Here is a 23,274-nt window from a genome sequence, read left to right as displayed (position 1 = left end):
TTTCGTCAATTCGCGCTAAAAGCGAGCTCGCGATCTATGCAGTAAATAAACGAAGAAGGGCGCGCCTATTCCGGCAACAAAGATGCCCGCAGGCAGGTCTTTGGGTAAAAACGCTACCCGGCCCAGCAGGTCGGCGTAAAGCACAATCAAGGCGCCGACCAACGCTGATGTAGGCACCAGGCGTGCCATGTTTCGCCCCACCAGCTTGGCCGCCAAGTGGGGCGCAATTAATCCCACAAAGCTTAAGCCACCGGCAAACGCCACCGCGGCGCCTGCCAGCGCCACGCTGCAGGCCAGCAATGCTAATCGGCTGCGCAAAATCGCCACTCCAAGCCCTTCGGCAACGCTATCACCCAGGGCCATGGCATCCGCATGGCGGGCGAAGAGTAGGCTGATAGGCACCGCGACGACTAACCACGGCAATAGGCCCCACACATCGTCCCACTGCGCCGCATAAAGGCTGCCGGTTAGCCATACATAGGCGGTCATAGCGGCAGAGTCATCGCTGATCACGATTAATAGTGTGGTGCCAGCGCCCATGGCCGCCGCCAGGCCAATGCCGACCAGCACCATGCGCGATGGGCTAATACCGTTTTTCCAGGCCAGGCTAACCACCAGCAGTGCAGAAACCAGTGCTCCCAGCATGGCGGCAACGGGCAGCCAGTGAATGCTAAGGGTCGAACTCAATAGGGATAGGAACACCACCGCCGCCAGCGCCGCACCGCTGGTAATGCCGATCACATCCGGGGAGGCTAGCGGGTTACGCACAATGCTTTGCAGAATCGCCCCCGCTATTGCCAGGGCGGCACCGACCAGTATTGCTAGCGCGATGCGCGGAAGGCGCAGCTCCCAAATAATAAAGGCGATATCGCTGTTTTGCGGGGCCGTTAGTGCGTCTAGCACCTGCAGCGGTGGTGTGGGAAAACTGCCTAAACAGAGCGACAGCCCGGCGCTTACTAGCAATAAAAGGCTTAGCATCAAAAGGCGACGTAGTAAGCGATTACTGTCGTTTTTTGCCGTGCTATTGAGGGTGGACGTAGCGTTTGCTCTCATTGGCCAGCCATCTTGCGTCGTGCCAGATAGATAAAGAAGGGCGTGCCGATCAGCGCGGTCATCACCCCAACCGGGATCTCCTGGGGTGGCATTAAAAAGCGCGAGCCAAGATCGGCCAGTAGCAGCAAACAGGCACCCAATAGCGCGCAGGCAGGTAGCAGCCAGCGATGGTCGATGCCAAATATTCCCCGCGCCATATGGGGCACAATCAAGCCGACAAAACCGATCATGCCCGCCAGCGCCACGGAGCTACCCGCAAGCACAATCACAATCAGTCCTAGCAGCAGCTTGATGGTGGTGGCCTGCATACCGAGTCCAGTGACCATGTCATCGCCCAGCAACAGCGCATTGGCGTGACGTACCAGCAGTGCGCTGAGCAGCAGTGCTCCACCAAAAAGCGGCAATAAGGGCGCTACCAATGAAAGATCGCGGCCCGACACTGAGCCCGCCAGCCAATAAAGCACGCTTTCAAAACTTTGCTGGTCAATGACCAGTAGCCCTTGGCTGAACGACACAAACATTGCCGTCACTGCTACACCTGCCAGCACGACCCGCAGCGGTGAAAGCTCACCGTGGCGGCCGCGGCTAAGCATTACCACCAGTATGGACGCAACGAGTGCCCCCAATAGCGCGGCCCACACGTAGTGAGCGGGGGTGTGCAGCGGCAATAGCGAAACTGCCACTACCACAAAAAACATCGCGCCTGCATTGATGCCCAGAATGCCCGGCGACGCCAGCGGGTTGCGCGTCATGGTCTGCATTAGTGCCCCGGCAGTGGCTAAGCTGGCGCCCACCAGAGCGGCAATTACCGCACGGGGTAAGCGTTCAGTTAAAAGAATGATGTGGGCGATGTTGGTAGGGTCGTAATGGGCGAACGAACCGAATAGAGCGGAGAGGGGGATCTCCGTTGTGCCTAGCATCACGCTGGCGAAAAAGGCGCCCAGCGCCAGCAGCGTGCCAAGTAGCAGGCCAATACTTTTTGCGGCAGCACTGTTTAGCATGGTTTAGGCTCCCCACGGCCGGAGGAGCGAGGCAGGCAAGCCTGATAATGCGCCGCTTCGGGTTGCAACAGCCCATAGTGGCTATACAGATCATCCAGCATGGCGTTGGCCGCCAGTATGCCACCGCCCATCATCCAACTCACCGGCTCCACTTCAAATACGCGTCCGCTTTGTACCGCTGACAGCTGTTGCCAGAGTGGGTGTGAGGCCCAGTGCTGGTAATTATCTGCAATAGCGGGGTCATCGGGCTCAAGCAGAATAAAGAGGGCATCGGCATCCAGCACCGGAATGTTTTCAGTACTGGAAAGCTTCATTCCCCAACTCTGGCTTTGCAGTGTATCCGGCTGAGCAAAGCCCAGTTCATCAAGAATTGAGCCCGCAAAGCCGCTGGTATAGATACGCACGTGGTCGCTTTTAAACCGCACCACGGCCACTTTTTGCGGCCACTCGCTGCCTAGCCGGGTGGCAATCTGCTGACGAAAGTCGGCGACACGATCATCCCATTGCTCAAGCAGCTCATTCGCCTGCGCTTCGCGGCCAGTGGCATTAGCCACCATGGTGAGCGTGGTTTGGAAGTTAAACACCGTAGGTGCTGAAACCGTGGGGGCGATGGCCTCCAGTAGCGGCGCTATTCGCGCATGGCGAAAGTCGCTGGCAATCACTAGGTCTGGATTAAGCCAGGCGATCTTTTCCAGATTGGGTTGGGTTTCCAGCCCCACATGCTCGACGCTATCAAGCGCATCGCGCAGATAGCGGTACATGGGTTTTTCCAGCCAGGAATCGACGACGCCAATAGGCGTCAGTCCAAGGGCGACGGCGCTGTCGGTCGCCCCCTGGTAAAGCGTCACAATGCGTGGCGGTTCCGGGGGGCTGCTTGGCGTGTTAGCGGCTGCCATTAATGGCAGTAGCGCCGTCAGCGTTAACAGCAGCACACTCATAAAAACCTGCTTGCGATGGGTGTGTGCTTTTAACATTAATGTCACTTTACGATTGGCTCGGATTTAAGAGCCGGGATGATGGCATGACGTAAAAGCTAATGCAAAGCATTACCAAATGAAGGCCGCGACCTCCACCATCCCAAATACCGCGACGCCGGCCGCGACTGGCCAGCCCAGTGAGCGTACCCGCGACCACACCAGCAGCGTGATGGAAAGCCCGATGGCGGTGGCGATCCAGGAAATAGCGCTTGGGTTAACCGGCACAATGGACACCCCCAGCACGGCGGCAATCATCAGCGGGCCGAGAATACCCAGCCACTGGGGCATGTTATTAAGGCCGCTTTCGCTGTTGAGGCGGCGCTGCATCCATAGAAACGGCACTACCCGCATCAACAACGTGCCAATGGCAGAAACCGCGACCGCTAGCCAGAGTGCAGTACTCATGATTCACGCCTCCTGCTGGTGGTGAATTTTACCGTATAGAACTGCATGGAGTAGAAGCACAGCGCGCCGCAGGCGGCGGCTAAGGGAATCGCCACGTTGCTCCAGCCGACCAGGGTCAAACACAGCGCCGCTAAAATGGTGCAGCCCATGGCGACTGCCCAGCGCTTATCGGTAAAGCGCGGCGCTACCATGGTCAAAAACAGCGCGGGCAGCGCGAAGGGCATAATCTCACCCAGCAGCGGCCAGCGGGCGGTAAAGGCCTCACCGGCGGTAGCCCCCACCGCGGTGCCAATTATCCAGGCGCCCCAGGCCAGCAGTGATGCGCCCAAAAACCAGCTAAAACGCTTTACCTCGGGCAGTTGGGGCAGCCGGGTTAGGGCTAGTGCAAACACCTGGTCGGTGAGGCCGTGCATCAACCAGGGCCAGTGGCGGCTGCGCGGCAGTAGCGCCGCCAGGTTAGGGCCGTACACCACATGGCGCACGTTAATCAGCAGCGTCATCGCTACCACCAGCCACAGCGGTGCGCCGGTGGCGATCATACCGACAAACAGAAACTGCGAGGCCCCGGCGTAAATCAGCGCTGAAATAGCCGTGGCCTCCAGCGTGCTGAAGCCTGCCTGGGTGGCGACTAAGCCGAATGACAACGCCACTGGAATGTAGCCGCCCAGTAGTGGGATGGCCTCACGCACGCCCTGCAGCGCGCTACGAACGGGAGAGTGGCTGGCAGCTTGGCTCATGATGCTTGGCCTTCTGCACCATAGGTGATGGTCATCATCAAAGTGGCCTCCGCTTCGTGGGTACGGTAAAAGTGCGGTTGGTCGGCGGCAAAGGTGATGGCCTCTCCCGGTGTCAGCACTGTGGTGGCGCCCTCTGGCCCCGCTTCCAGCCAGCCGCTAATCAGCGTGAGTGATTCACGGGTGCCGGGGGTATGGGCTTCAGCATGACGCAATGTATGCGGTGCGCAGCGCATCCAGTAAGCGTCTACCTGGGGGGTATCCTTGCCTTGATCGATTAAGCGCACCTGCACGCCATCTTCACCCAGCGGCACGTTGATTGGCGCTACCAGGGTGCCGAAGGGCACATTGAGCTGCACCGCCAGCCGCCAAATGGTATCCAGGGTTGGGTTGCCGTTGCCCTGCTCAAGGCGACACAGGTTGGATTTGGCAATCCCCGCCTCATTGGCCAACTGCGACAGCGACCGGCCCCGCTCAAGGCGAAGTGCTTGAAGGTGTTGGCCTAGGGTGTTGAGTGAAAGCTTATCCATCTTTTTATCTCGCGTTCCTTTTAGAGAACGTTCTATATAAAGAACGTTAGCCTGTCAATGATTGTGACAACCGCTTCCAGTGGCACTCTTTATGCATGACCTTTAGGTTGGCTGCTGCGAGGAAGCGCAATGCGTTCATTGGCAATGCTCAAACCGGTTAAATCGATCCTATACAGCGTGGCGTTACTGCTGCTAGGCAACGGTTTGTTGAATACGCTGCTAACCCTGCGTGGAACGGGGGAGGGCTTCTCCAGCGCGGTGCTGGGGATAATTATGTCCGGCTACTTTGTTGGCTTTATCTGCGGTACTTGGGTTAGCGGACGCTTAATTCGGCGCATGGGGCATATCCGTACCTTTGGCTTCTGTGCCTCTATTTGTGCATCGGTGGCGCTGCTGCACCTGGTGTTTATCAACCCCTGGGTATGGCTACCGTTGCGGGTGATCTATGGGCTTTCGTTTATCACCTTGGTGACCGTGATTGAGAGCTGGCTGAATAGCCAAGCCGCCAGCCATGAGCGGGGGCGTATTTTTGCCGTCTATATGGTGGTCAATTTGGGCGCTCTGGCCACGGCTCAGCAGCTCCTGCGTCTCTCTTCACCCGACGGGTTTTTACTCTTTGTGGTGATCGCCATTTTGATCAGTTGGGCGCTGCTACCCATCACCATGACCCGTCGTGTGCAGCCCAAAATACCTGAGCGGCCCAAAAGTAGCCTGAGCGCGTTGTTAGGCTTTGCGCCATTGGCGGTGGCTTCCGCCGCGTTGTCGGGTCTTGCCATGGGCGCATTCTGGTCGATGACCCCGGTGTACGCCACTCAGTTGGGGTTTGATATTGGTGGGGTCGGGCTGGTGATGAGCGTGGCGATTATTGGCGGCGCGCTGCTGCAGATTCCCATCGGGCGCTTCTCCGATAAACACGACCGCCCTAAGGTCATGATCTGGGTGGTGCTGCTCGCGGCCTTAATCGCAGCGGCCATGCCCTTTGCGCCCAGCCACGAGGTGCTGCTGGGGTTCTATTTTATCTGGGGCGGTTTGGCGTTTTCCCTTTACCCGCTGGCGGTAGCGCAGTTGATTGACCAGCTCCACCCGGATGAAATTGTCTCCGGCTCGGCGGATATGCTGGTAATGCACGGGGCTGGCTGCGCCGTGGCGCCGATAGCGGCGGGGTCGCTGATGAGCGCAGTGGGAGGTCATGGCTTGCCGCTCTATATTGCTTGCGTGTTCACCTTGCTAGGTATCTACGCGCTCTATCGCCGCCGCCGCATTAGGGCAGTGGTCACGCATACCGCACACTTTGAGCCGATGGTGCAAAGTAGTGCAGAGGTATTGGAAATGATCTTCGATGATACCCAGCGTGACTTATTTGATGACCCGAGTTTCTATGAAGAGGATGAACGGGAGCGTTTGGCGGGGCTTGTTAAAACATCCACTCGTTAATGTGGGAAAGTACTAGGTAAAAGTACTGGGGAAGCGGCTTTGATGAGCAGCCACTCCCCTGGGTGAATGCTTAAGCGCGCTTCGCCTCTTGCGACTGGCAAGCGGCAGCAGTGAACAGCACATCGGTAGAGGAGTTGAGGGCGGTTTCGGTGGAGTCCTGTACCACGCTGATCACAAAGCCAATCGCCACCGCCTGCATGGCCACTTCCGTGGGAATACCGAACAGGTTGGCGGCCATGGGAATCAGCATCAGTGAGCCGCCCGCCACGCCTGAAACGCCGCAGGCCGCCAGCGCTGAAACCACGCACAGTAGCAGCGCCGTGGGGAAGTCGACGCTAATGCCCAGCGTATGAGTGGTCGCCAGAGTGATCACGGTAATGGTGATGGCCGCACCACTCATATTGATCGTCGCGCCTAGCGGAATGGAAATGGAGTAGGTGTCAGGGTCGAGCTTCAGGCGGCGGCAAAGCTCCAGGTTCACCGGGATATTCGCAGCCGAGCTACGGGTAAAAAAGGCGGTAATCGCGCTGCCGCGCAGGCACGTAAACACCAGGGGATAAGGGTTTTGCCGGGTGGTGAAGTAAACCAGCAGCGGGTTGCTCACTAGCGCGACAAACAGAATGCAGCCCACAATCACACCCAGCAGTTGGGCGTAGTTGAGCAACGCCGCAACGCCGGATTCTGCCAGCGTGCCTGCCACTAAACCAAAGATACCCAGCGGCGCTAAACGAATCACCAGTGTCACAATGCGGGTGATCGCTGCAGATAAATCGCTCAATGCTTGGCGGGTGGTATCGCTAGCTTGGCGCAGGGTCATACCAAGGCCGATAGCCCAGGCCAAAATAGCGATAAAGTTAGCCTCCATGAGTGCACTAACCGGGTTAGCCACCGCATTCAACAGCAGGTCGCGTAGAACGCTAAAAATATCCCCGGGCGGGTTGCCGTCAACTTGCCCCAAATCTAACGTAAGCTCCGTGGGAAACACGAAGCTGGCTGCCACCGCAATCAGCGCGGCGATCAGTGTACCTACCACATAGAGCACCAGCACGGGGCGAATGTGGGTGGGTTGGCCTTTCTGATGAGCTGAGATCGCTGCGGCTACCAGTACAAACACCAAAATGGGCGCCACCGCCTGCAAAGCAGCGATAAAGAGCTGGCCAAGCAGGGCCACATCGCTTGCAATGTTTGGCGCAAACAGGGCGAGCAATACCCCGGCAACGATACCGATTAAAATTTGCGGGATAAGACCCAGCCGTATAAGTGGCCGGAAAACGGTGCGGGCGGTGGCGATCATTGCGCAACTCTCAGGTAGTAAAAGGTGGGTGACGTTGCGGCGTTTAGCCGCTAACGCGCCTGAAAGGGGCGATATTCTACCAGCTACAAGCATGACGCGGGTGGCTGGAGAAAAAAACGTGCAGCCTATGTACTTAGCACGCAACTTGCTGTTTACTTTAAAAAAAGACCAGGGAACTTTCCAATGAAAATTAGAACGTTGTTATTTGCGCTTGTTGCGCTATGTGCTTCATCGCTGGCGATGGCCGCTGACTACTATGTGGATATCACCAACCGAACGGGTTACACCATCTACTATATGTACGTGAGTCCAGGGGACTCGAAGAGCTGGGAAGAGGACGTGCTGGGTAAAGATGTATTAATGAACGGCGATACCCAGCGAGTGACGCTAACGGGCTATACCAACCCCTATTTCGATATTCGCTTAGTTGATGAGGATGAGGACAGCTATACCTTCTGGAACGTGGATGTCTCAACAGAGGACATTATCGTCACGCTGGATCACTTGGATTAACGTCTGCATTCACGCAATAAAAATGCCCCTGCCTCATCAGAGGGCAGGGGCATTAGTCAATGATGCTTGTTGCCTTGGCGATCTAGCCTCTAGTTCAAGCAGCCACGACCTCAAGAGCCGCAGGAGTGGATTTTTGCGGTTTTCTGATGATTTCGTCGTTATCCGCAAATAGCTCACTGCTGCCAATCATCTCAGTATACCCTCGCTGTGTTAAAGCAAGCACCTCGGGTGACGTACCCCACTTCATCAGCATCTCATCCAGCACTTGCTCGGCTTTTTCAGCCTGGCCCCAGTGGGTAAGTAGTTGGGCAATGGCGTAGTCGCACTCGGGAGTGTCGAACAGTTCATCCTTGATGTCTTGAATGGCGATGTTAAGACCCGCCTGGGAAAGGTCGCTTGACGTTTCGTTATGCATATCACGGCTCCGTGTGATTGCTAATGGGACGGCGGTTAAGCTGAGATAACCGCCTGAATTTGAGTTGTACGTGTGTTGTACGAACCGAGCTTAATATAGCCGTGAGTGAGAAGCAAATGCGAAAAGGCGGCGGCAAAGGTTTATTGCACCGCGGTTGTATTTGGCTTGATAAATACCTCGAACGGGTGCTGTTTGCCATCAGTTACAACTAAAGTTGTTAGACTTTGGTTGTAGCTAGCAGCAAATCACTGGACTAATTGCCTATTGCAGTTAATAAAGGGCGCCAAAGGAGGTTCCGTATCGCCCATCATGCGGCATATGTATCGGAATGTTGATCCTCGATTTGTTCTTTTCACTCTGACCGTAAGTGGCGCAAATTGTATGCATAAAACTGCCCTGATGACGGTATGGGATCAGCTATGGCACTCCCACTACCAAGCCAAAAATCTATTGATGTGCGCGCTGCCGACGGGCGGGGCCGCTAACGCCGCGGCTTCGAATACCAAGCGTAACCCTTCCCCTCAACCTAAGCCGCCTGCCTATACCACGCCGCAGAAGATTGGCCTGCTGCTTGGCCCACTGCTGTTCGCCTTTGTGGTGATGTTCTTTCACCCTGAAGACTTAAGCTTTGAAGGGCGCATGGTGCTCGCCACCACTCTGTGGGTGGCCGTATGGTGGATCACCGAAGCTATTCCTATCCCCGCGACTTCGTTGCTGCCCATTGTGCTACTACCGATTACCGGCGCGTTGGATGGCAATACCGTCACGGCCGCCTACGGTAACCCAATTATTTTCCTGTTTCTGGGCGGTTTTATGATCGCGCTGGCAATGGAAAGGTGGGATCTCCACAAGCGTATCGCGCTGTCGATTATCGCCGTGCTGGGCACCAGTATTAATAGCATCGTGTTTGGTTTTATGGCCGCGACCGGCTTTTTGTCCATGTGGGTCTCCAACACAGCGTCGGTGATGATGATGCTGCCGATTGGTACCGCTATCGTCTACCAGGTGAGCCAAGAGCTGGCAAAAAGTGACGGCGACCACAGTGCCGAAATCGATAAGTTCAGCAAAGCGCTGATTTTTGGTATCGGTTACGGCGGTACCATTGGGGGATTGGGCACGCTAATCGGTACCCCACCGAATATCATTCTTGCTGCGATTGTGAATGAACTGTTTGGCATCGAGATCTCCTTTGCCGGTTGGCTCATGTTTGCTTTTCCCGTCGTGCTGGTGTTGCTGTTTAGCACCTGGCTACTACTAACGCGGGTATTTTTCCGCATTAATTTTAGTCACCTGCCGGGCGGGCGAGAGCTGATTAACAAAGAAAAAGATGCCTTGGGTAACACTAGTTTCGAAGAGAAAGCGGTACTGGCGGTGTTTTTGTTTGCGGCCTTTATGTGGATCACCCGCTCGTTCTTGTGGCAGGGGCAGATCATCAATATCCCCGGTATCAATGACACCATGATCGCGATCGTCGCTGCGCTGCTGCTGTTTTTGATCCCCTCCAAAAACAAAGGCGGCTGCCTGCTGGGCTGGGACGTGGCGAAAGATGTGCCTTGGGGCATTCTGCTGCTGTTCGGGGGTGGTTTGGCGATTGCCGCAGGCTTTGGCTCTTCCGGCCTGGCGGAGTGGATCGGCGGGCAAATGAGCGTGCTGGAAGGCGTCAACTTTTTGCTAGTAATCTTGCTGGCGACCGGCATGGTGCTGTTCCTGACTGAAATCACCTCGAATACCGCAACGGCCACCATGATTCTGCCGGTGCTGGCGTCACTGGCACTGGCGCTGGATATCCATCCTTTTGTACTGATGGTTCCAGCCGCGATGGCTGCTAACTGTGCCTTTATGCTGCCTGTAGGTACCCCGCCTAACGCGATTATCTTCGCTACAGGTAAGATCACAATTTTAGAGATGGTGCGTACCGGCTTCTGGATCAACATCATTGCAATGCTGCTGATTGTGGCAGCGGTATATTTCATGCTGCCACTTATGTGGGGGGTTGACCTCACCAGCTACCCTGACGCCTTCCGTCGTTAGTAAGATTTTATAGCATTGCCTAGCCCCGCCCATGTGCGGGGCTTTTTTATGCTGAAATGGAGTTTTGTGAGTAGATAGCGTATCGGGTTGTTATCATGCCGATACACTATTTTTGCTGAGCCTGTTATGCGTCTACTTCACACCGCCGATTGGCACCTGGGGCGGCTGTTCCACAACCTTTCGTTGCTGGATGACCAGCGCCATGTGCTCGACCAACTTATCGAGATTATCGACCGGGAAAACGTCGATGCGGTGCTGATCGCGGGCGATATCTACGACCGTTCGGTGCCGCCTGCGGCGGCGGTAACGCTGTTGGATGAGGTACTCCATGCGCTCTGCGAGGAGCGCAAGCTGCCGGTGATCATGATCTCGGGCAACCACGACGGCGCCGAGCGGCTTCGTTTCGGCGCGCGTCACCTACGCCAGGCCGGGCTGCATATCCTTTCTGACTTAGCTGATTTTGCCACCCCCGTCACGCTGGCGATTAAGGGCGTTGAAGTCGATGTGTTTGGCATTCCCTACGCCGACCCTGAGCATGTGCGCAGCCAGTTTAACGTTGAGGTACGCGATTTTGACGGCGCCCACCGCTACCTGGTCGAGCGCATCGAAGAGCAGCGTCACCCTACACGCCCCTGCATATTGATGAGCCACTGCTTTGTGGATGGTGGCAGCGCCTCGGACTCTGAACGCCCGCTGACCCTGGGCGGCGCCGAAAGCGTCGCTTGGGAGCCTATGGAAAGCTTTGATTACGTCGCGCTTGGCCACCTTCACGGCCCCCAGTACCGCGGTGGCGAGCATATTCGCTACAGCGGCTCGCTGCTCAAGTACAGCTTTTCCGAAGCCAGCCAGCGCAAAGGCGTGACGCTGGTGGATCTTGATGCGAGCGGCGTCACCCAGATCGAGCAGATCCCCCTCATTCCCAGTCGCGAAGTACGCGTACTGGAGGGCGGGATCGATGCGTTAATTGCCCAGGGGCGAACGGACGCGAATGCCGATGACTACCTGCTGGTGCGGTTAACTGATCGCCACGCCATTCTCGACCCCATGGGCAAGTTGCGCGAGGTGTATCCCAACGTGCTGCATCTCGAAAAGCCCGGGATGCTGGATGCCCGCGGTAATCAGCAGCTTGACCGAGAGCGGCTGAAGTTCAGCGCACTGGATATGTTCAGTGACTTTTTCGCCCAAACCAGCGGTGAGCCCATGACTGACCAACAAACCGAGGCGATAAGCGAACTGATAGGCGAGCTTAGCCGTGACGAAGAGGCTCAGGGATGACACCGCTAACCCTCACCATGCAGGCGTTCGGGCCTTTTGCGGGCAGTGAGACCATCGACTTCACCGCCCTGGGCAGAAGCCCACTGTTTTTGATTAATGGCCCTACCGGCGCCGGTAAAAGCTCGATTCTCGATGCCATCTGTTTTGCGCTTTACGGCCAAACCACGGGCAATGAACGCGACCCGGCGCAGATGCGCTGCGACCAGGCTGATGCTTCGCTGCTAACGGAAGTGATGCTGGATTTTCGCCTGCGCGGCGTGGATTACCGGGTTCGCCGGGTGCCCCAGCAGGAGCGCCCCAAGGCCCGCGGCGAAGGCACGACCACCCATAATGCTGAAGCCCAGCTGTGGCGCTTGAAGGGCGGAGGCGAGGTAGACAGCTGTTTGGTTGCGCGTAAGGTCAACGATGCCACCGCCGAGCTGCAAACCCTGATCGGCCTGGATGCCAACCAGTTTCGCCAGGTGATGGTGCTACCCCAGGGTAAGTTCCGCGAACTGCTGCTGGCAGGCTCCAAAGAGCGCGAAGTGATTTTTTCCCAGCTGTTTCAAACCCAGATTTTTCAGCGCATCGAAGAGCGTCTGCGAACCCAGGCCAATCAAATCGAGCGGGCAGTGAGTGATCATCGCCAGCATATCAGTGGCATCCTCGCCGGGGGCGAGCTTGAGAGCGAAGCCGCGTTAGCGCAAGAGCTTGAAGCGCTGACACCCCAGGTAGACCAAGCGCGGCAACGCTTTGAAACCGCGCAGCAGCAGCGCCGTAGCGCCGAAAAACAGCGCGATGAGGCGCTGGCGCTGCAGCGTCAATTTGAGGCCCGCGATCGGCTGGCGGCGGATAAAGCCCGCCATCTTGAGCAGCGCGCTCACATAGAAAGTACTCAGGAGCGTTTAGCGCAAAGCACCCACGCCCAGGCGCTGCGCCCCCATAGAGCGGCCCTAGACCAAGCACAGCAGGCGCTAACCACCGCCGAGGCCGATCAGCGACAGGCGCAAGCCGAATTAGCCACTCAACGTACTCACGCCGAACAGGCGCAGCAGGCGTTAGAAGTAGCACGCCAGCGTCAGGCAGAGCTCCCCACGCTCCGTGAACGGCATCGCCAATTGGGCGAATTTATTCATAAAAGCCAGCAATTAAGCGAGTTGCAGGCGCGTTTTCAAACGGCGCAGGCCTCCTGGCAACAAGCCGATAGTGCGCTCAAGCGTGATGAGGCGCAGCTAGATAGCATTCGTCAGCAGGGCGAAGCGATCGGCGTTAATCTGGAGCGCTTACAAACAGAGTATCAGCAGCTGGCCAGTGCCCCCGCTGAGCTAAGCCGCCATAACGACCTGCTGACCCAGCGCCAAGAGCTGGATGAACTCACCCGGCAAGCGCATGAGTTAACCAGGCAACAGCAGCAGGCGACGGAGGCACTCAACCGCCAGCAAAGCGAAGCAGAGCGCGCGCAACGCCACGCCACTGAGCAGGAGATGCGCTGGCACCAGGGGCAGGCCGCGCTGTTAGCGCTTACTCTTGAACAGGATGTGCCCTGCCCTGTGTGTGGCAGCCTGGAGCATCCAGCCCCAGCGGTTGATAGTGCCAACGTGGTCAGTCAGGCGCAGGTTGAAGAAGCCAGGATGGCGCAAGAGCAGGCCCGCCAAGCACGTCAGGGTGCCGAACGTCATCACCATCAGCTCACTCAGCAGATTAACTACAATACAGAACAGGCCCAGCGGCTTGCCCAACAGTTGGGCGAGTGGGCTAGTCAACCGCTGGCTGAGCTGCAAAATGCCTGCGAAGGCTTGCGCCGCCAAGTGCAGCGCCGGGAAAGCGTTGAACGTGAGATTAGCCAGCAGAACACCGCTCGCGAAGCGCTGCGCCGTGAGTGGGGCGCGCTGGATAAGCAGCTTAAAACCCAGCGTCCCGAGGTGGAGAAGGCGAAGGAGGAGGCGTTGCGCCTGGAGAGTCAGCGCGATCAGCTGAGCCAATCGCTGCCTGAAGATGCTCGCGACCCTGAGGCAATGCGCCGAACCCTCACTGAGCTTGAACACCAGATCGCACAGCTCGAAAAAGCCTGGGAGAGCGCCCAGCAGATGCTCTCGACCAGCCAAACACAACTAGCGCGGGCGGAAGAGCAGTTACGCGGCGCGAACGAGCGAATCGAACGTAGTGAGCAGACGCTAAAGCAGGTGCAAACAGAGTGGCAAACTGCCCTGCAGGCTAGCCCCTTTGGTGATGAGGCGGCGTTTCAGGCTGCGCAGTTGGATGATGCTCAGCGGCAAGAGTTGACTCGCCAAGTAGAGGTGTACCAACGCCGCCTGGCCGAGCTTGAGGGTGCGCTGGAGAACTACCAAGCCCAGCTTGCGGAAAAAACGCCGCCAAATATGGCCGCGCTGAACAGCCTAGCCGAGTTGGCCCAGGTCGAAGAGAACGCCCAGCTAGAGGCGTGGCGAGGACTCGATGGAAGGCTGTCCACACTGCGAGGCATTCGTCAAAAGCTTGCGACTGCCCACACGGCGCAGGCAGAGCTCGAAGCCCAGTATCAGTTGTGGGGCACGCTCAGTGAGGTTGCTAACGGCCGTACGGGGCACCGTATTAGCCTGCAGCGTTTTGTGCTGGGTGTGCTGCTGGATGACGTATTGATTCAAGCCTCCGAGCGGTTGGTGCGCATGAGCCGCGGGCGATATCAGTTGGTACGCCGGGAAGATCCCTCCAAAGGTAACAGAGCCTCTGGGCTGGAGCTTGATGTGGCCGACACCTACACCGGCAAGAATCGTTCGGTAGCGACACTCTCAGGCGGGGAGTCGTTTATGGCCGCGCTCTCGCTGGCGCTAGGGCTCTCGGATGTAGTACAGGCATACGCTGGCGGGATTCAACTGGATACGCTATTTATCGACGAGGGCTTTGGCAGCCTGGATCAGGATGCGCTCGACCAAGCCATTGCCATGCTTAGCGAGCTGCAAATGGGCGGACGCATGATCGGGGTGATCTCCCATGTCAGCGAACTCAAAGAGCAAATGCCAGTCCGTATAGACGTGCGTGCCAGCCGGCAGGGGAGCTCAGTGGAAGTAAAGGGTGCACTTCTTTAACGCTTAACGCCGCATGGCCGATTGCAGGCAGTTTTCCTCCAAGGCCTGGTTCATGCTGCGTTCATATAGAATGTTTTATAAAGTGACTCAATCGTCAAACGAGCTCTGAAGATACTATCTACTTAGGAGTACAAGGATGAACGCAAGCAAAATTTTACAGCAGCTGATGCAGCAAGCTGGCGGAAGTCAGAAGGGCGGCAGTGGCAGTGGTGTTGATGTTAAAGGCATGCTGAGCGGGCTCTCTAAGCAGCTAGGCAGTGGCAGCAGCGGTCAAGGTGGCGGCTCCTCCAGTGGCTTCGATGTTAAGAGCCTGCTCGGTGGCGGCGCCATGGGCATGTTGGTCGGCTCCAAACGCGGCCGCAGCATGGGCGGTAAAGCGCTGAAATACGGCGCCATTGCTGGGGTGGGCGTGCTGGCGTGGAAAGCGTGGCAGAGCTCCCAGGCGGCAAAAAATGGCAATGCCCAGCAAAATACGGCCCAGAATTCGCCAGAGGGCGAGCGAGTAGAAGTGCTTAGCGGTGAGTATCAGGAGCGCCGCAGCCTGGAGTTACTGCAGGCGATGATTATGGCTGCCCGGGCCGATGGCCATATTGATGAGCAGGAGCAGGCGCTGATTACCGAGCAGATTGATGCCCTGGGTGCCGACCAGGAGATGCATAACTGGGTGGAGCAGCAGCTAAAAGCACCGCTGGATGCTCAGGCGCTGGCCCGCGAAGCGGACTCCCCTCAAGCAGCCCGGGAAATGTACCTGATCAGCGTGGCCGTGACCGATGATCAAAACCCCATGGAGCGCGCTTGGCTTGATCAGTTGGGCAGTGCGCTTAACTTGCCCAAAGAGATGACTGACGAACTTGAGCGTCAAGCGCAGCAGGCGGGTTAATGCTGGATACGGTTAATTTTTGGCTAGCTACCGGCTTTGGCCTGGGGCTAGCGCCGATGGCGCCGGGTACCTTTGGCTCGCTGCTGGGCATCCCTCTGGCGTGGTGGTTGTTGAGCCGCCCGCTGGTACAGCAGGGCACCATTATGGCAGCTCTGCTGCTACTTGCCGTGCCGGTTTGCCACGTTGCCGCCTGGCACTATGCCGGGTTGGATCACGGCAGTATCGTTGCCGATGAATATGTAGCGTTTCCGCTGGCGGTAATCGGGTTAGCCGGCGCGCGCCACCCAGCGGTGATAGCGCTGGCATTTGTTGTCTATCGTTTTTTCGATGGATTGAAGCCTCCGCCGATTCACCTGGCAGAGTATGTTCATGGCGGTTTTGGCATTGTTTTGGATGATGTTATTGCGGCGTTGGTGACCTGGGTGGTGATTGCTATTGTGCTGAAACTTTGGCTGCGTCGAACCTCTGACCAACAGTTGAATTCGTAATAAACACGCAACGAAAAAAGCGCCGCTAGCCTGATGAAAAGCTAGCGGCGCTCTTGGTTATCGCTCAGGATTTTGAGCGATTACAGCCTTACTCTTGAACGACAATCACCGACTTGGCATTGACGAACTCGTGCATGCCGAAGCCGCCGTGCTCGCGACCGTAACCGGAGTTTTTAACGCCGCCGAAAGGCATTTCCGGGGTTGCAACGCCAAAGCCATTGATAAACACCATGCCGGTATCAAAGTACTTGCTGGCAAGCTCGGTGGCGTGTTTCACATCTTTAGATATGATGCCGCCGCCCAGGCCGTAACGGCTGTCGTTGGCAATGCGCATGGCATCTTCGTCATCTTTGGCACGAATTAGTGCAGCGACGGGGCCAAACAGCTCGTCGTCGTAAGCGGGCTGGCCGGGAGTCACGTTATCCAGCACGGTGACCGGGTAAAACGCGCCTTTACCGGATGGCTTTTCGCCACCGCAGAGAATCTTCGCGCCTTTGCGCACACTCTCTTCCACTTGGTCGTGGAGATCATCGCGCAGATCCATGCGAGCCATGGGGCCCAGATCGCTGTCTTCTTGGGTCGGGTCACCCGCTTTAAGCGACTGCATACGTTCTACATAGCGCTTTTTAAACGTTTCATAGTTCTTTTCAGTGACCACAAAACGCTTGGCCGCGACGCAGGTTTGACCGCCGTTGTAGACGCGCCCCTGTACGCAGGTGTCGATGGCGACATCCATGTCGGCGTCATCGAGCACTAGGTAGGCATCGTTAGAGCCCAGCTCAAGCACGGTCTTTTTAAGGTGCTCGGCCGCTTTGCCAGCGACTTTGCGACCTGCGCCATCACTACCCGTTAGGGTTACCCCACGTACCGCAGAATGAGCAATCACCTCATCAGAAACATCGTGAGAGATCACCAGTGTACGGAAGACGTTTTCCGGGAGGCCCGCTTCGCGGTAGATTTTTTCTAGCAGTAGGCCGCTGCCAGTCACGTTTTCAGCGTGTTTTAGCAGCACGCCGTTACCCGCCATAATATTGGCGATGGAGTAGCGTACTACCTGATATGCAGGGAAGTTCCAGGGCTGAATGCCGTAGATCACACCCATCGGTGAGTAGGTCACAAAACCGCGTTCGCCATTGCCAGGCTGACGCTCTTCGTCGGCTAGCTTTTTGGGGCCATGTTCAGCGGTGTAGTCACAGATGCCTGTGCAAAGATCGACTTCCTGGCGGGCCTGAGAAGGCAGTTTGCCCATCTCTTTGACCATCAGGTCGGCAAGCTCTTCTTTATGCGTTTGCATCGCTTGGCCAATGGCTTTAACCGTTTTAGCGCGGCTTTCCAGGGACTCTAAGCGCCAATCGAGAAACGCCTCGTAGCAGGCGTCGACTACCTGCTTGGCTTCCGCGCTGCTCATTAGCGTATAGGTTTCGAGGGTTTCACCATTGGTGGGATTGATCGTCTTGATGCTGTTGCTCATAAGATCTCCTATCTATTGATCAACGTGGGGTCACAGCGTCCAGCTCCAGGACGCCTAATAGACCAACCGGTCTATTTCTTGCGTAAGGTCACTGTAGTACAAAATGAACGACCATGCATAACATTGGCGTTCCCTTTCCGGCAGTGATTAAAGTAAACAGTTCAACCAATTAGTCTAATCAATGTTTAAGTCGTAACACCTGCTACTCAAACGAAGGCCCTCCGGCTTCTTCGCCCCACACTTCTTCCAGGCGCCCGTCGCGACCACAGCTGTAGCGGTAGAACTTATAGCGCACGGGGTTCTTTTGATAATAGTCCTGGTGGTACTCCTCAGCAGGCCAGAACTTGGTGGCTGGTACTATTTGGGTGGCGATCTCCCGGTCAAAGCGCGCTTCCATTTCGGCTTTCGAGGCTTCGGCCAGTTCCCGCTGGGCTTCGTCGTGATAGAAGATCGCCGAGCGGTATTGATCGCCCACATCACAGAACTGACGGTCGACCGCAAAGGGGTCGATGTTGCGCCAGAAGATTTCTAAGAGCTGCGCGTAGCTGATTTGCTCAGAATCGTACTCGACCTTGACTACCTCGGCGTGGCCCGTGTTACCTCGGGTGATATCTTCGTAGCTGGGGTTCTCAAGCTCGCCGCCGATATAGCCGGAAATAGTCGCACTGACGCCGGGTTGGTCATCGTACGGCGGTTCCATACACCAGAAACAGCCACCGGCAAAGGTCGCTTCCGCACTGCTCTGTTGTTGCGAGGGCTGGTCTTGAGAGGGCTGCGCTTGGGAGGGTTGGGCTTGAAGCGAAGGGCTGGCTAGGCCAGCGGCCACCAATACGCCAAGCGTGAATGGACGAAGAGGGGACAGACGGATCATTGCAAGTACTCCGGTGGAGGGGCGAGTTACTGTCCATTATGGAGTTGATTAGTCGCTTGGCGCTCCCTTTCCTTACAGCCCCTTTGTCACAACCCTTTTTTTATGGCTTAGCCTAGACGCTGGGGCCATACCTCATCCAGCGTACTCAGTGCAGCGTTGACAGTCGATTCGTTGGTGCTTTCATGCCGCCAGATAAAGCTTAACGCGCAGGGCAGGCGAATATTCTCCGCCACTGCCAAGCCGCTCTCCTGGCGCTCGGTCATCGCCAGGGCGTCCCGGGCCAGGCTTAAGCCAACGCCTGCGCGCACCAGGTCAAGCATGCAGGCCTCCTGATCCACCTGGGCCACCCGGTTGGGAACTGCGCCGCTCGGTGCCAGCGCCTGCTTTAACAGCCGGTGGTGGGCAGAATCCTGTGGCGTAACAATCCAGGGCAGCGTGGCTAAGTGCTCCCAACGGGTATCAATGAGTCGATTTTCCCAGCCTGCTGGGGCAATCACGTGATAAACAAAATGGGTTAGCTCACGCCACGCCAGCGCCTCATGGTCTTTTCCAGGGCCTTGCCCAGGCGGCGCCAGGTAAAACCCCACATCTAAGTCGCCTTGTTCAATGCGATTAAGCACGCTGCCGCTCATCCCATGGTGAAGTTCGGTTTCTAGCTGCGGTGCTCGGGCCATCAATCGGCTCAAAAATGCGCCTAGACGCAGAAATTCGGGGTCGACGATGGTGCCGATTGAGAGCTTGCCGCGCAGCGTGCTGTGCAGTGTTCCGGCGGTTTGCTCAAACGCCTGGGCGCTGGCCAGTGCTTTTTCAGCGGCAGGTAGCAGAGCGTGGCCGTCAGGCGTCAGCGCTAGGCCCTGAGGACGGCGACTAAACAGCGTAAGGCCTAAATTCGCCTGCAGCTGCTTCAACTTTAGGCTAATGGCCGGCTGGGTCAGGTGCAGCTGTTCTGCGGCGCGTGACACGCTGCCCGTTCGTGCAACGGCCACGAAGGCGCGCAGGGTGGCGTATTCTTGCATGATTAGCCTCAAATACTCGTCGCGATATTAGCAGAGCTTATAACTGGCTTTTAAATAACTCAATTGATCCGCTCGCTAGGCTCAGTAGGCTAGGCTGAAAGTAAGCTTCTTGCACACGCTTTAAACATGCGTTCTTAACTAGGTACTCCCATGACAACAACAGCGATTCAGCACTTTATTAATGGCCAGGTCACCGCGGGTGAGTCTGCTCAATCCCAGGACGTCTTCAACCCCGCCACCGGCCGTGTTACCGGTCGTGTATCGCTCGCTTCCCCGGCGGACGTCAATACCGCGGTAGAGGCCGCCCAAGCCGCTTTTCCCGCCTGGGCCGATACCCCACCCATCCGACGCGCCCGGGTGATGTTCAAGTTTTTAGAGCTGTTAAACGCCCATAAAGATGAGCTAGCCGAAGCGATTACCAAAGAGCACGGCAAGGTGTTCACCGACGCCCAGGGTGAAGTGGCCCGCGGTATCGATATTGTCGAATTTGCCTGTGGAATTCCGCAGCTGTTAAAGGGTGACTACACCGAGCAGGTGAGTACCGGGATTGATAATTGGACGATGCGCCAGCCGTTAGGCGTCGTGGCTGGTATAACGCCATTTAATTTCCCAGCCATGGTGCCGATGTGGATGTTCCCGCTGGCAATTGCGGCGGGGAATACGTTTATTTTGAAGCCAAGCCCCCTTGATCCCAGTGCTTCGCTGCTGATGGCTGACTTGCTAAAGCAGGCAGGCCTGCCCGATGGCGTGTTTAACGTTGTGCAGGGTGATAAAGACTCCGTGGAAGCTCTGATCGACCATCCGCATGTTAAGGCGCTGTCGTTTGTAGGCTCAACGCCAATTGCCAACCTGATCTACGAGCGCGGAGCGCGCAACGGCAAGCGCATTCAAGCCTTGGGCGGAGCCAAAAATCATATGGTAGTGATGCCGGATGCGCATTTGGATAAAGCCGTCGATGCGCTGATTGGTGCCGCCTATGGCTCGGCTGGTGAGCGCTGTATGGCGATTAGCGTGGCGGTGTTGGTCGGCGATGTGGCGGATAAGGTCGTCCCGGCATTGGCGGAACGTGCCAAAGCGCTAAAAGTAAAAGATGGCATGCAGCTTGATGCGGAAATGGGCCCCATTGTGACCCGTGAGGCTCATCAGCGGATTACCGGCTATATCGAAAAAGGCGTGGCGGAAGGCGCTGAACTGGTGGTCGACGGCCGTACCTTTGACGCCTCTACGGCGGGGGAGGAGTGTGCTGAAGGATTCTGGATGGGCGGCACGCTTTTTGACAATGTCACTCCCGAGATGACGATCTACAAAGAAGAAATTTTTGGCCCGGTGCTGGTCTGTGTGCGGGTGCCGGATATCGCCACGGCCATTCAGTTGATTAACGATCATGAGTTCGGTAACGGCGTTAGCTGCTTTACCGAAAGCGGTACGGTGGCGCGGGAGTTTGGCCGCCGTATTCAGGTCGGCATGGTGGGTATCAATGTGCCCATTCCGGTTCCCATGGCATGGCACGGCTTTGGTGGCTGGAAGCGTTCGCTGTTTGGTGACACCCATGCCTATGGGGAAGAGGGCGTGCGTTTCTACACCAAGCAGAAGTCGATTATGCAGCGTTGGTCGGATTCGATTGATGCCGGGGCTGAATTTGTAATGCCCACGGCGAAGTAGCGACCAAACGTTACCGGAGCCAACCAATGTCAGAATCTACCCATAACAATGTCGACCATATCAGTCACTTCGACTATATCGTGATCGGCGCAGGCACCGCGGGGTGCCTACTGGCAAATCGTTTGAGTGCTAATCCCAATAATAAGGTGCTGCTGATAGAGGCGGGCGGTCGCGATAACTACCACTGGATTCATATTCCGGTGGGCTACCTCTACTGCATTAATAATCCACGCACCGACTGGCTGTTTCGCACCGAGCCCGATAAAGGCCTCAACGGACGTTCGCTGATCTACCCGCGGGGGAAAACCCTGGGCGGCTGCTCTAGCATCAACGGCATGATCTATATGCGCGGCCAGGCGCGTGACTATGACCACTGGGCGGAAGTCACAGGCGACGACGCCTGGCGCTGGGAGAACTGCCTACCCGACTTTATCAAACATGAAGACCACTACCGTCTGGACGAGGGCGGAGATGCAGACGCCCAGCACCGGGATTTTCACGGCCACGGTGGGGAGTGGCGGATCGAAAAGCAGCGCCTTAAGTGGCAGGTGCTGGATGATTTCGCCGAAGCTGCCGTGCAGGCGGGTATTCCGCGTACCGACGATTTTAACCGCGGGTCTAACGAAGGCGTGGCCTACTTTGAGGTCAATCAGCGCTCGGGCTGGCGCTGGAATACCGCCAAAGCGTTTTTGCGCTCCGCGCTCAAGCGCAAAAACCTCACGCTATGGCACTCCACCCAGGTCAATCGGCTGCTCTTTGAGCAAGCGGACGCACTAGGCTGCGCGGGTGTAGAAGTAGAGCGTGGGGGCAAAACCCAACATGCTATGTTGAGCAAGGAGGGGGCCAATGCAGAGGTGGTGCTCTGCGCCGGCGCTATTGGTACGCCGCATCTGCTGCAGCTTTCCGGTGTGGGGCCCGCAGAGACACTGCGTGAGCACGGCGTTGAGGTGGTGCATGAGCTGCCAGGCGTCGGCGAGAACTTGCAGGATCACCTGCAGATTCGTTCGATATATCGGATTACTAATGGCAAAACCCTCAATGCCATCGCCAGCACGCTGTGGGGTAAAGCGGGAATTGGCCTTGAGTACCTGCTTAAACGCTCCGGGCCAATGAGCATGGCGCCTTCACAGCTGGGGGCTTTTACCCGCAGTACGCAGGATCAACCGCACCCCAACATTGAGTACCACGTGCAGCCGCTAAGCCTGGAAGCCTTTGGTCAGCCGCTGCACCCGTACCCGGCAATTACCGCCAGCGTCTGCAATTTGAACCCTACCAGCCGGGGCACCGTGCGACTTAAAAGCAGCGACCCGCGCCAGGCACCGGCGATTTCTCCCAATTACTTGAGCACCCCTGAAGATCGCAAGGTGGCGGCGGATTCTCTGCGGGTGACAAGGCGTATCGCCGAGCAGCCTGCGTTTGCCAAATACGCGCCGGAAGAGGTGAAACCCGGCCTCGAGTACCAAAGCGACGATGAGTTAGCCCGGCTGGCTGGTGATATCGGCACGACTATTTTCCACCCGGTGGGCACCGCACGTATGGGCCAGGAAGATGATGCGATGGCAGTGGTCGATGCACGGCTGAGAGTGCGCGGTATTCGCGGGCTAAGAGTGGCTGACGCCAGCGTTATGCCGACCATCACCAGCGGCAACACCAACTCTCCGACGCTGATGATTGCCGAGAAGGCCGCCGGTTGGATACTGGCTGAGAGGCGTGAGGTTTAGATCTATTAATCAACGTTTTATAAGGGTGTTGACGCGGGAGGGTGGATCAGCGCAAAATGGTGACAGTTGGTTAGCAAGTCGAACGTTGTCAGCAGTATAGAAGCGCCTCTAGCGTTAAATCTGGTGAAAGTCTCTTGTTATACCCACTGCAATTCGGGTATTTCCCGGTTTAATTAGCAACATCGAGGATTTCGATCATGGCAACTGGTACCGTTAAGTGGTTCAACGACACTAAAGGTTTCGGCTTCATTTCTCCTGACGACAATGGCGACGATCTGTTCGCGCATTTCTCAGAAATTCAGGCAGAAGGCTTCAAATCTCTGCAAGACGGCCAGAAGGTTTCCTTCGACGTCACACAGGGTAAAAAAGGCCTTCAGGCTTCTAACATCAAAGTAGTTTAAGTTAATTCTTAAGTATTGAGATGTTAGCAATCACCGCTTA

The 23,274-nt window shown here is 56.8% G+C and carries 21 protein-coding genes; 10 read left to right on the top strand and 11 right to left on the bottom strand.

Annotated features, from left to right (window positions below; genetic code table 11):
* Positions 1-15: 15 nt before the first annotated feature.
* The 6 genes from SR894_RS14635 to SR894_RS14610 all read right to left on the bottom strand — a co-directional run bounded on the left by SR894_RS14635 (position 16) and on the right by SR894_RS14610 (position 4,700).
* Positions 16-1,053 (bottom strand): FecCD family ABC transporter permease, encoded by a 1,038-nt coding sequence (locus tag SR894_RS14635; RefSeq protein WP_133729956.1) that lies wholly within the window; start codon positions 1,051-1,053, stop codon positions 16-18.
* Positions 1,050-2,054 carry a FecCD family ABC transporter permease gene (locus tag SR894_RS14630; protein ID WP_133729957.1) on the bottom strand — a complete coding sequence of 335 codons (1,005 nt, stop codon included), beginning with the start codon at positions 2,052-2,054 and terminating at the stop codon, positions 1,050-1,052. Before SR894_RS14630 ends, SR894_RS14635 begins: the two co-directional genes overlap by 4 nt.
* A complete protein-coding gene (locus SR894_RS14625) occupies positions 2,048-3,028 on the bottom strand; it encodes an ABC transporter substrate-binding protein (protein WP_244286460.1) in 981 nt (326 codons plus the stop codon). Before SR894_RS14625 ends, SR894_RS14630 begins: the two co-directional genes overlap by 7 nt.
* 72 nt (positions 3,029-3,100) lie before the next feature.
* Positions 3,101-3,436 (bottom strand): AzlD domain-containing protein, encoded by a 336-nt coding sequence (locus tag SR894_RS14620; protein WP_133729958.1) that lies wholly within the window; start codon positions 3,434-3,436, stop codon positions 3,101-3,103.
* Positions 3,433-4,173, bottom strand: coding sequence for an AzlC family ABC transporter permease (locus SR894_RS14615; RefSeq protein WP_133729959.1), 741 nt, complete (start codon positions 4,171-4,173; stop codon positions 3,433-3,435). The genes SR894_RS14620 and SR894_RS14615 overlap by 4 nt, the downstream gene beginning before the upstream one ends.
* Positions 4,170-4,700, bottom strand: a complete 531-nt coding sequence (locus SR894_RS14610; RefSeq protein WP_133729960.1) for a helix-turn-helix domain-containing protein — start codon at positions 4,698-4,700, stop codon at positions 4,170-4,172. Before SR894_RS14610 ends, SR894_RS14615 begins: the two co-directional genes overlap by 4 nt.
* Positions 4,701-4,829: 129 nt before the next feature.
* Between SR894_RS14610 and SR894_RS14605 the strand changes: the two genes are divergently transcribed.
* Positions 4,830-6,134 (top strand): MFS transporter, encoded by a 1,305-nt coding sequence (locus SR894_RS14605; protein WP_133729961.1) that lies wholly within the window; start codon positions 4,830-4,832, stop codon positions 6,132-6,134.
* 70 nt (positions 6,135-6,204) lie between these two features.
* On the opposite strand, the gene sstT is transcribed toward SR894_RS14605, so the two are convergent.
* On the bottom strand, positions 6,205-7,428 hold the full coding sequence (gene sstT, locus SR894_RS14600; RefSeq protein ID WP_133729962.1) for a serine/threonine transporter SstT: 1,224 nt from the start codon (positions 7,426-7,428) through the stop codon (positions 6,205-6,207).
* Between the two features lie 183 nt (positions 7,429-7,611).
* On the opposite strand from sstT, the gene SR894_RS14595 reads away from it, so the two are divergent.
* The gene (locus SR894_RS14595) at positions 7,612-7,941 is read left to right on the top strand and encodes a DUF2790 domain-containing protein (RefSeq protein ID WP_133729963.1); all 330 of its coding nucleotides are present in this window, start codon (positions 7,612-7,614) and stop codon (positions 7,939-7,941) included.
* Positions 7,942-8,035: 94 nt separating this feature from the next.
* Here the strand turns inward: SR894_RS14595 and SR894_RS14590 are convergent, their stop codons facing one another.
* On the bottom strand, positions 8,036-8,356 hold the full coding sequence (locus SR894_RS14590) for a hypothetical protein (protein ID WP_133729964.1): 321 nt from the start codon (positions 8,354-8,356) through the stop codon (positions 8,036-8,038).
* Between the two features lie 381 nt (positions 8,357-8,737).
* Here SR894_RS14590 and SR894_RS14585 point away from each other — a divergent pair, with 381 nt between their 5' ends.
* The 5 genes from SR894_RS14585 (at position 8,738) to SR894_RS14565 (ending at position 16,092) form a co-directional block, all read left to right on the top strand.
* Entirely contained in the window at positions 8,738-10,387 is a 1,650-nt protein-coding gene (locus SR894_RS14585; protein ID WP_244286461.1) for a DASS family sodium-coupled anion symporter, read from the top strand.
* A gap of 126 nt (positions 10,388-10,513) precedes the next feature.
* Positions 10,514-11,662 (top strand): exonuclease SbcCD subunit D, encoded by a 1,149-nt coding sequence (locus tag SR894_RS14580; RefSeq protein ID WP_133729965.1) that lies wholly within the window; start codon positions 10,514-10,516, stop codon positions 11,660-11,662.
* Positions 11,659-14,724 carry an AAA family ATPase gene (locus SR894_RS14575; protein ID WP_133729966.1) on the top strand — a complete coding sequence of 1,022 codons (3,066 nt, stop codon included), beginning with the start codon at positions 11,659-11,661 and terminating at the stop codon, positions 14,722-14,724. Before SR894_RS14580 ends, SR894_RS14575 begins: the two co-directional genes overlap by 4 nt.
* Before the next feature lie 136 nt (positions 14,725-14,860).
* A complete protein-coding gene (locus SR894_RS14570; RefSeq protein WP_133729967.1) occupies positions 14,861-15,604 on the top strand; it encodes a tellurite resistance TerB family protein in 744 nt (247 codons plus the stop codon).
* On the top strand, positions 15,604-16,092 hold the full coding sequence (locus SR894_RS14565) for a phosphatidylglycerophosphatase A family protein (RefSeq protein ID WP_133729968.1): 489 nt from the start codon (positions 15,604-15,606) through the stop codon (positions 16,090-16,092). The genes SR894_RS14570 and SR894_RS14565 overlap by 1 nt, the downstream gene beginning before the upstream one ends.
* A gap of 88 nt (positions 16,093-16,180) precedes the next feature.
* On the opposite strand, the gene SR894_RS14560 is transcribed toward SR894_RS14565, so the two are convergent.
* The 3 genes from SR894_RS14560 to SR894_RS14550 form a co-directional block, all read right to left on the bottom strand.
* On the bottom strand, positions 16,181-17,563 hold the full coding sequence (locus tag SR894_RS14560) for an NAD-dependent succinate-semialdehyde dehydrogenase (protein WP_133729969.1): 1,383 nt from the start codon (positions 17,561-17,563) through the stop codon (positions 16,181-16,183).
* A gap of 202 nt (positions 17,564-17,765) precedes the next feature.
* The gene (gene msrA, locus SR894_RS14555) at positions 17,766-18,434 is read right to left on the bottom strand and encodes a peptide-methionine (S)-S-oxide reductase MsrA (protein ID WP_133729970.1); all 669 of its coding nucleotides are present in this window, start codon (positions 18,432-18,434) and stop codon (positions 17,766-17,768) included.
* A gap of 107 nt (positions 18,435-18,541) precedes the next feature.
* On the bottom strand, positions 18,542-19,450 hold the full coding sequence (locus SR894_RS14550) for a LysR family transcriptional regulator (RefSeq protein ID WP_133729971.1): 909 nt from the start codon (positions 19,448-19,450) through the stop codon (positions 18,542-18,544).
* Positions 19,451-19,600: 150 nt separating this feature from the next.
* Between SR894_RS14550 and SR894_RS14545 the strand changes: the two genes are divergently transcribed.
* The 3 genes from SR894_RS14545 to SR894_RS14535 all read left to right on the top strand — a co-directional run bounded on the left by SR894_RS14545 (position 19,601) and on the right by SR894_RS14535 (position 23,234).
* The gene (locus SR894_RS14545; RefSeq protein WP_133729972.1) at positions 19,601-21,112 is read left to right on the top strand and encodes a CoA-acylating methylmalonate-semialdehyde dehydrogenase; all 1,512 of its coding nucleotides are present in this window, start codon (positions 19,601-19,603) and stop codon (positions 21,110-21,112) included.
* 26 nt (positions 21,113-21,138) lie between these two features.
* Positions 21,139-22,833, top strand: a complete 1,695-nt coding sequence (locus SR894_RS14540; protein WP_133729973.1) for a GMC family oxidoreductase — start codon at positions 21,139-21,141, stop codon at positions 22,831-22,833.
* 197 nt (positions 22,834-23,030) lie between these two features.
* Positions 23,031-23,234, top strand: a complete 204-nt coding sequence (locus tag SR894_RS14535) for a cold-shock protein (RefSeq protein WP_035559868.1) — start codon at positions 23,031-23,033, stop codon at positions 23,232-23,234.
* Positions 23,235-23,274: the final 40 nt, after the last annotated feature.

It is taken from the genome of Vreelandella neptunia, from assembly GCF_034479615.1.
Taxonomy (GTDB): Bacteria; Pseudomonadota; Gammaproteobacteria; order Pseudomonadales; family Halomonadaceae; genus Vreelandella; species Vreelandella neptunia.
Note: the sequence above shows the minus strand (reverse complement) of the source record. Positions and strands in the feature narration are given on the sequence as shown.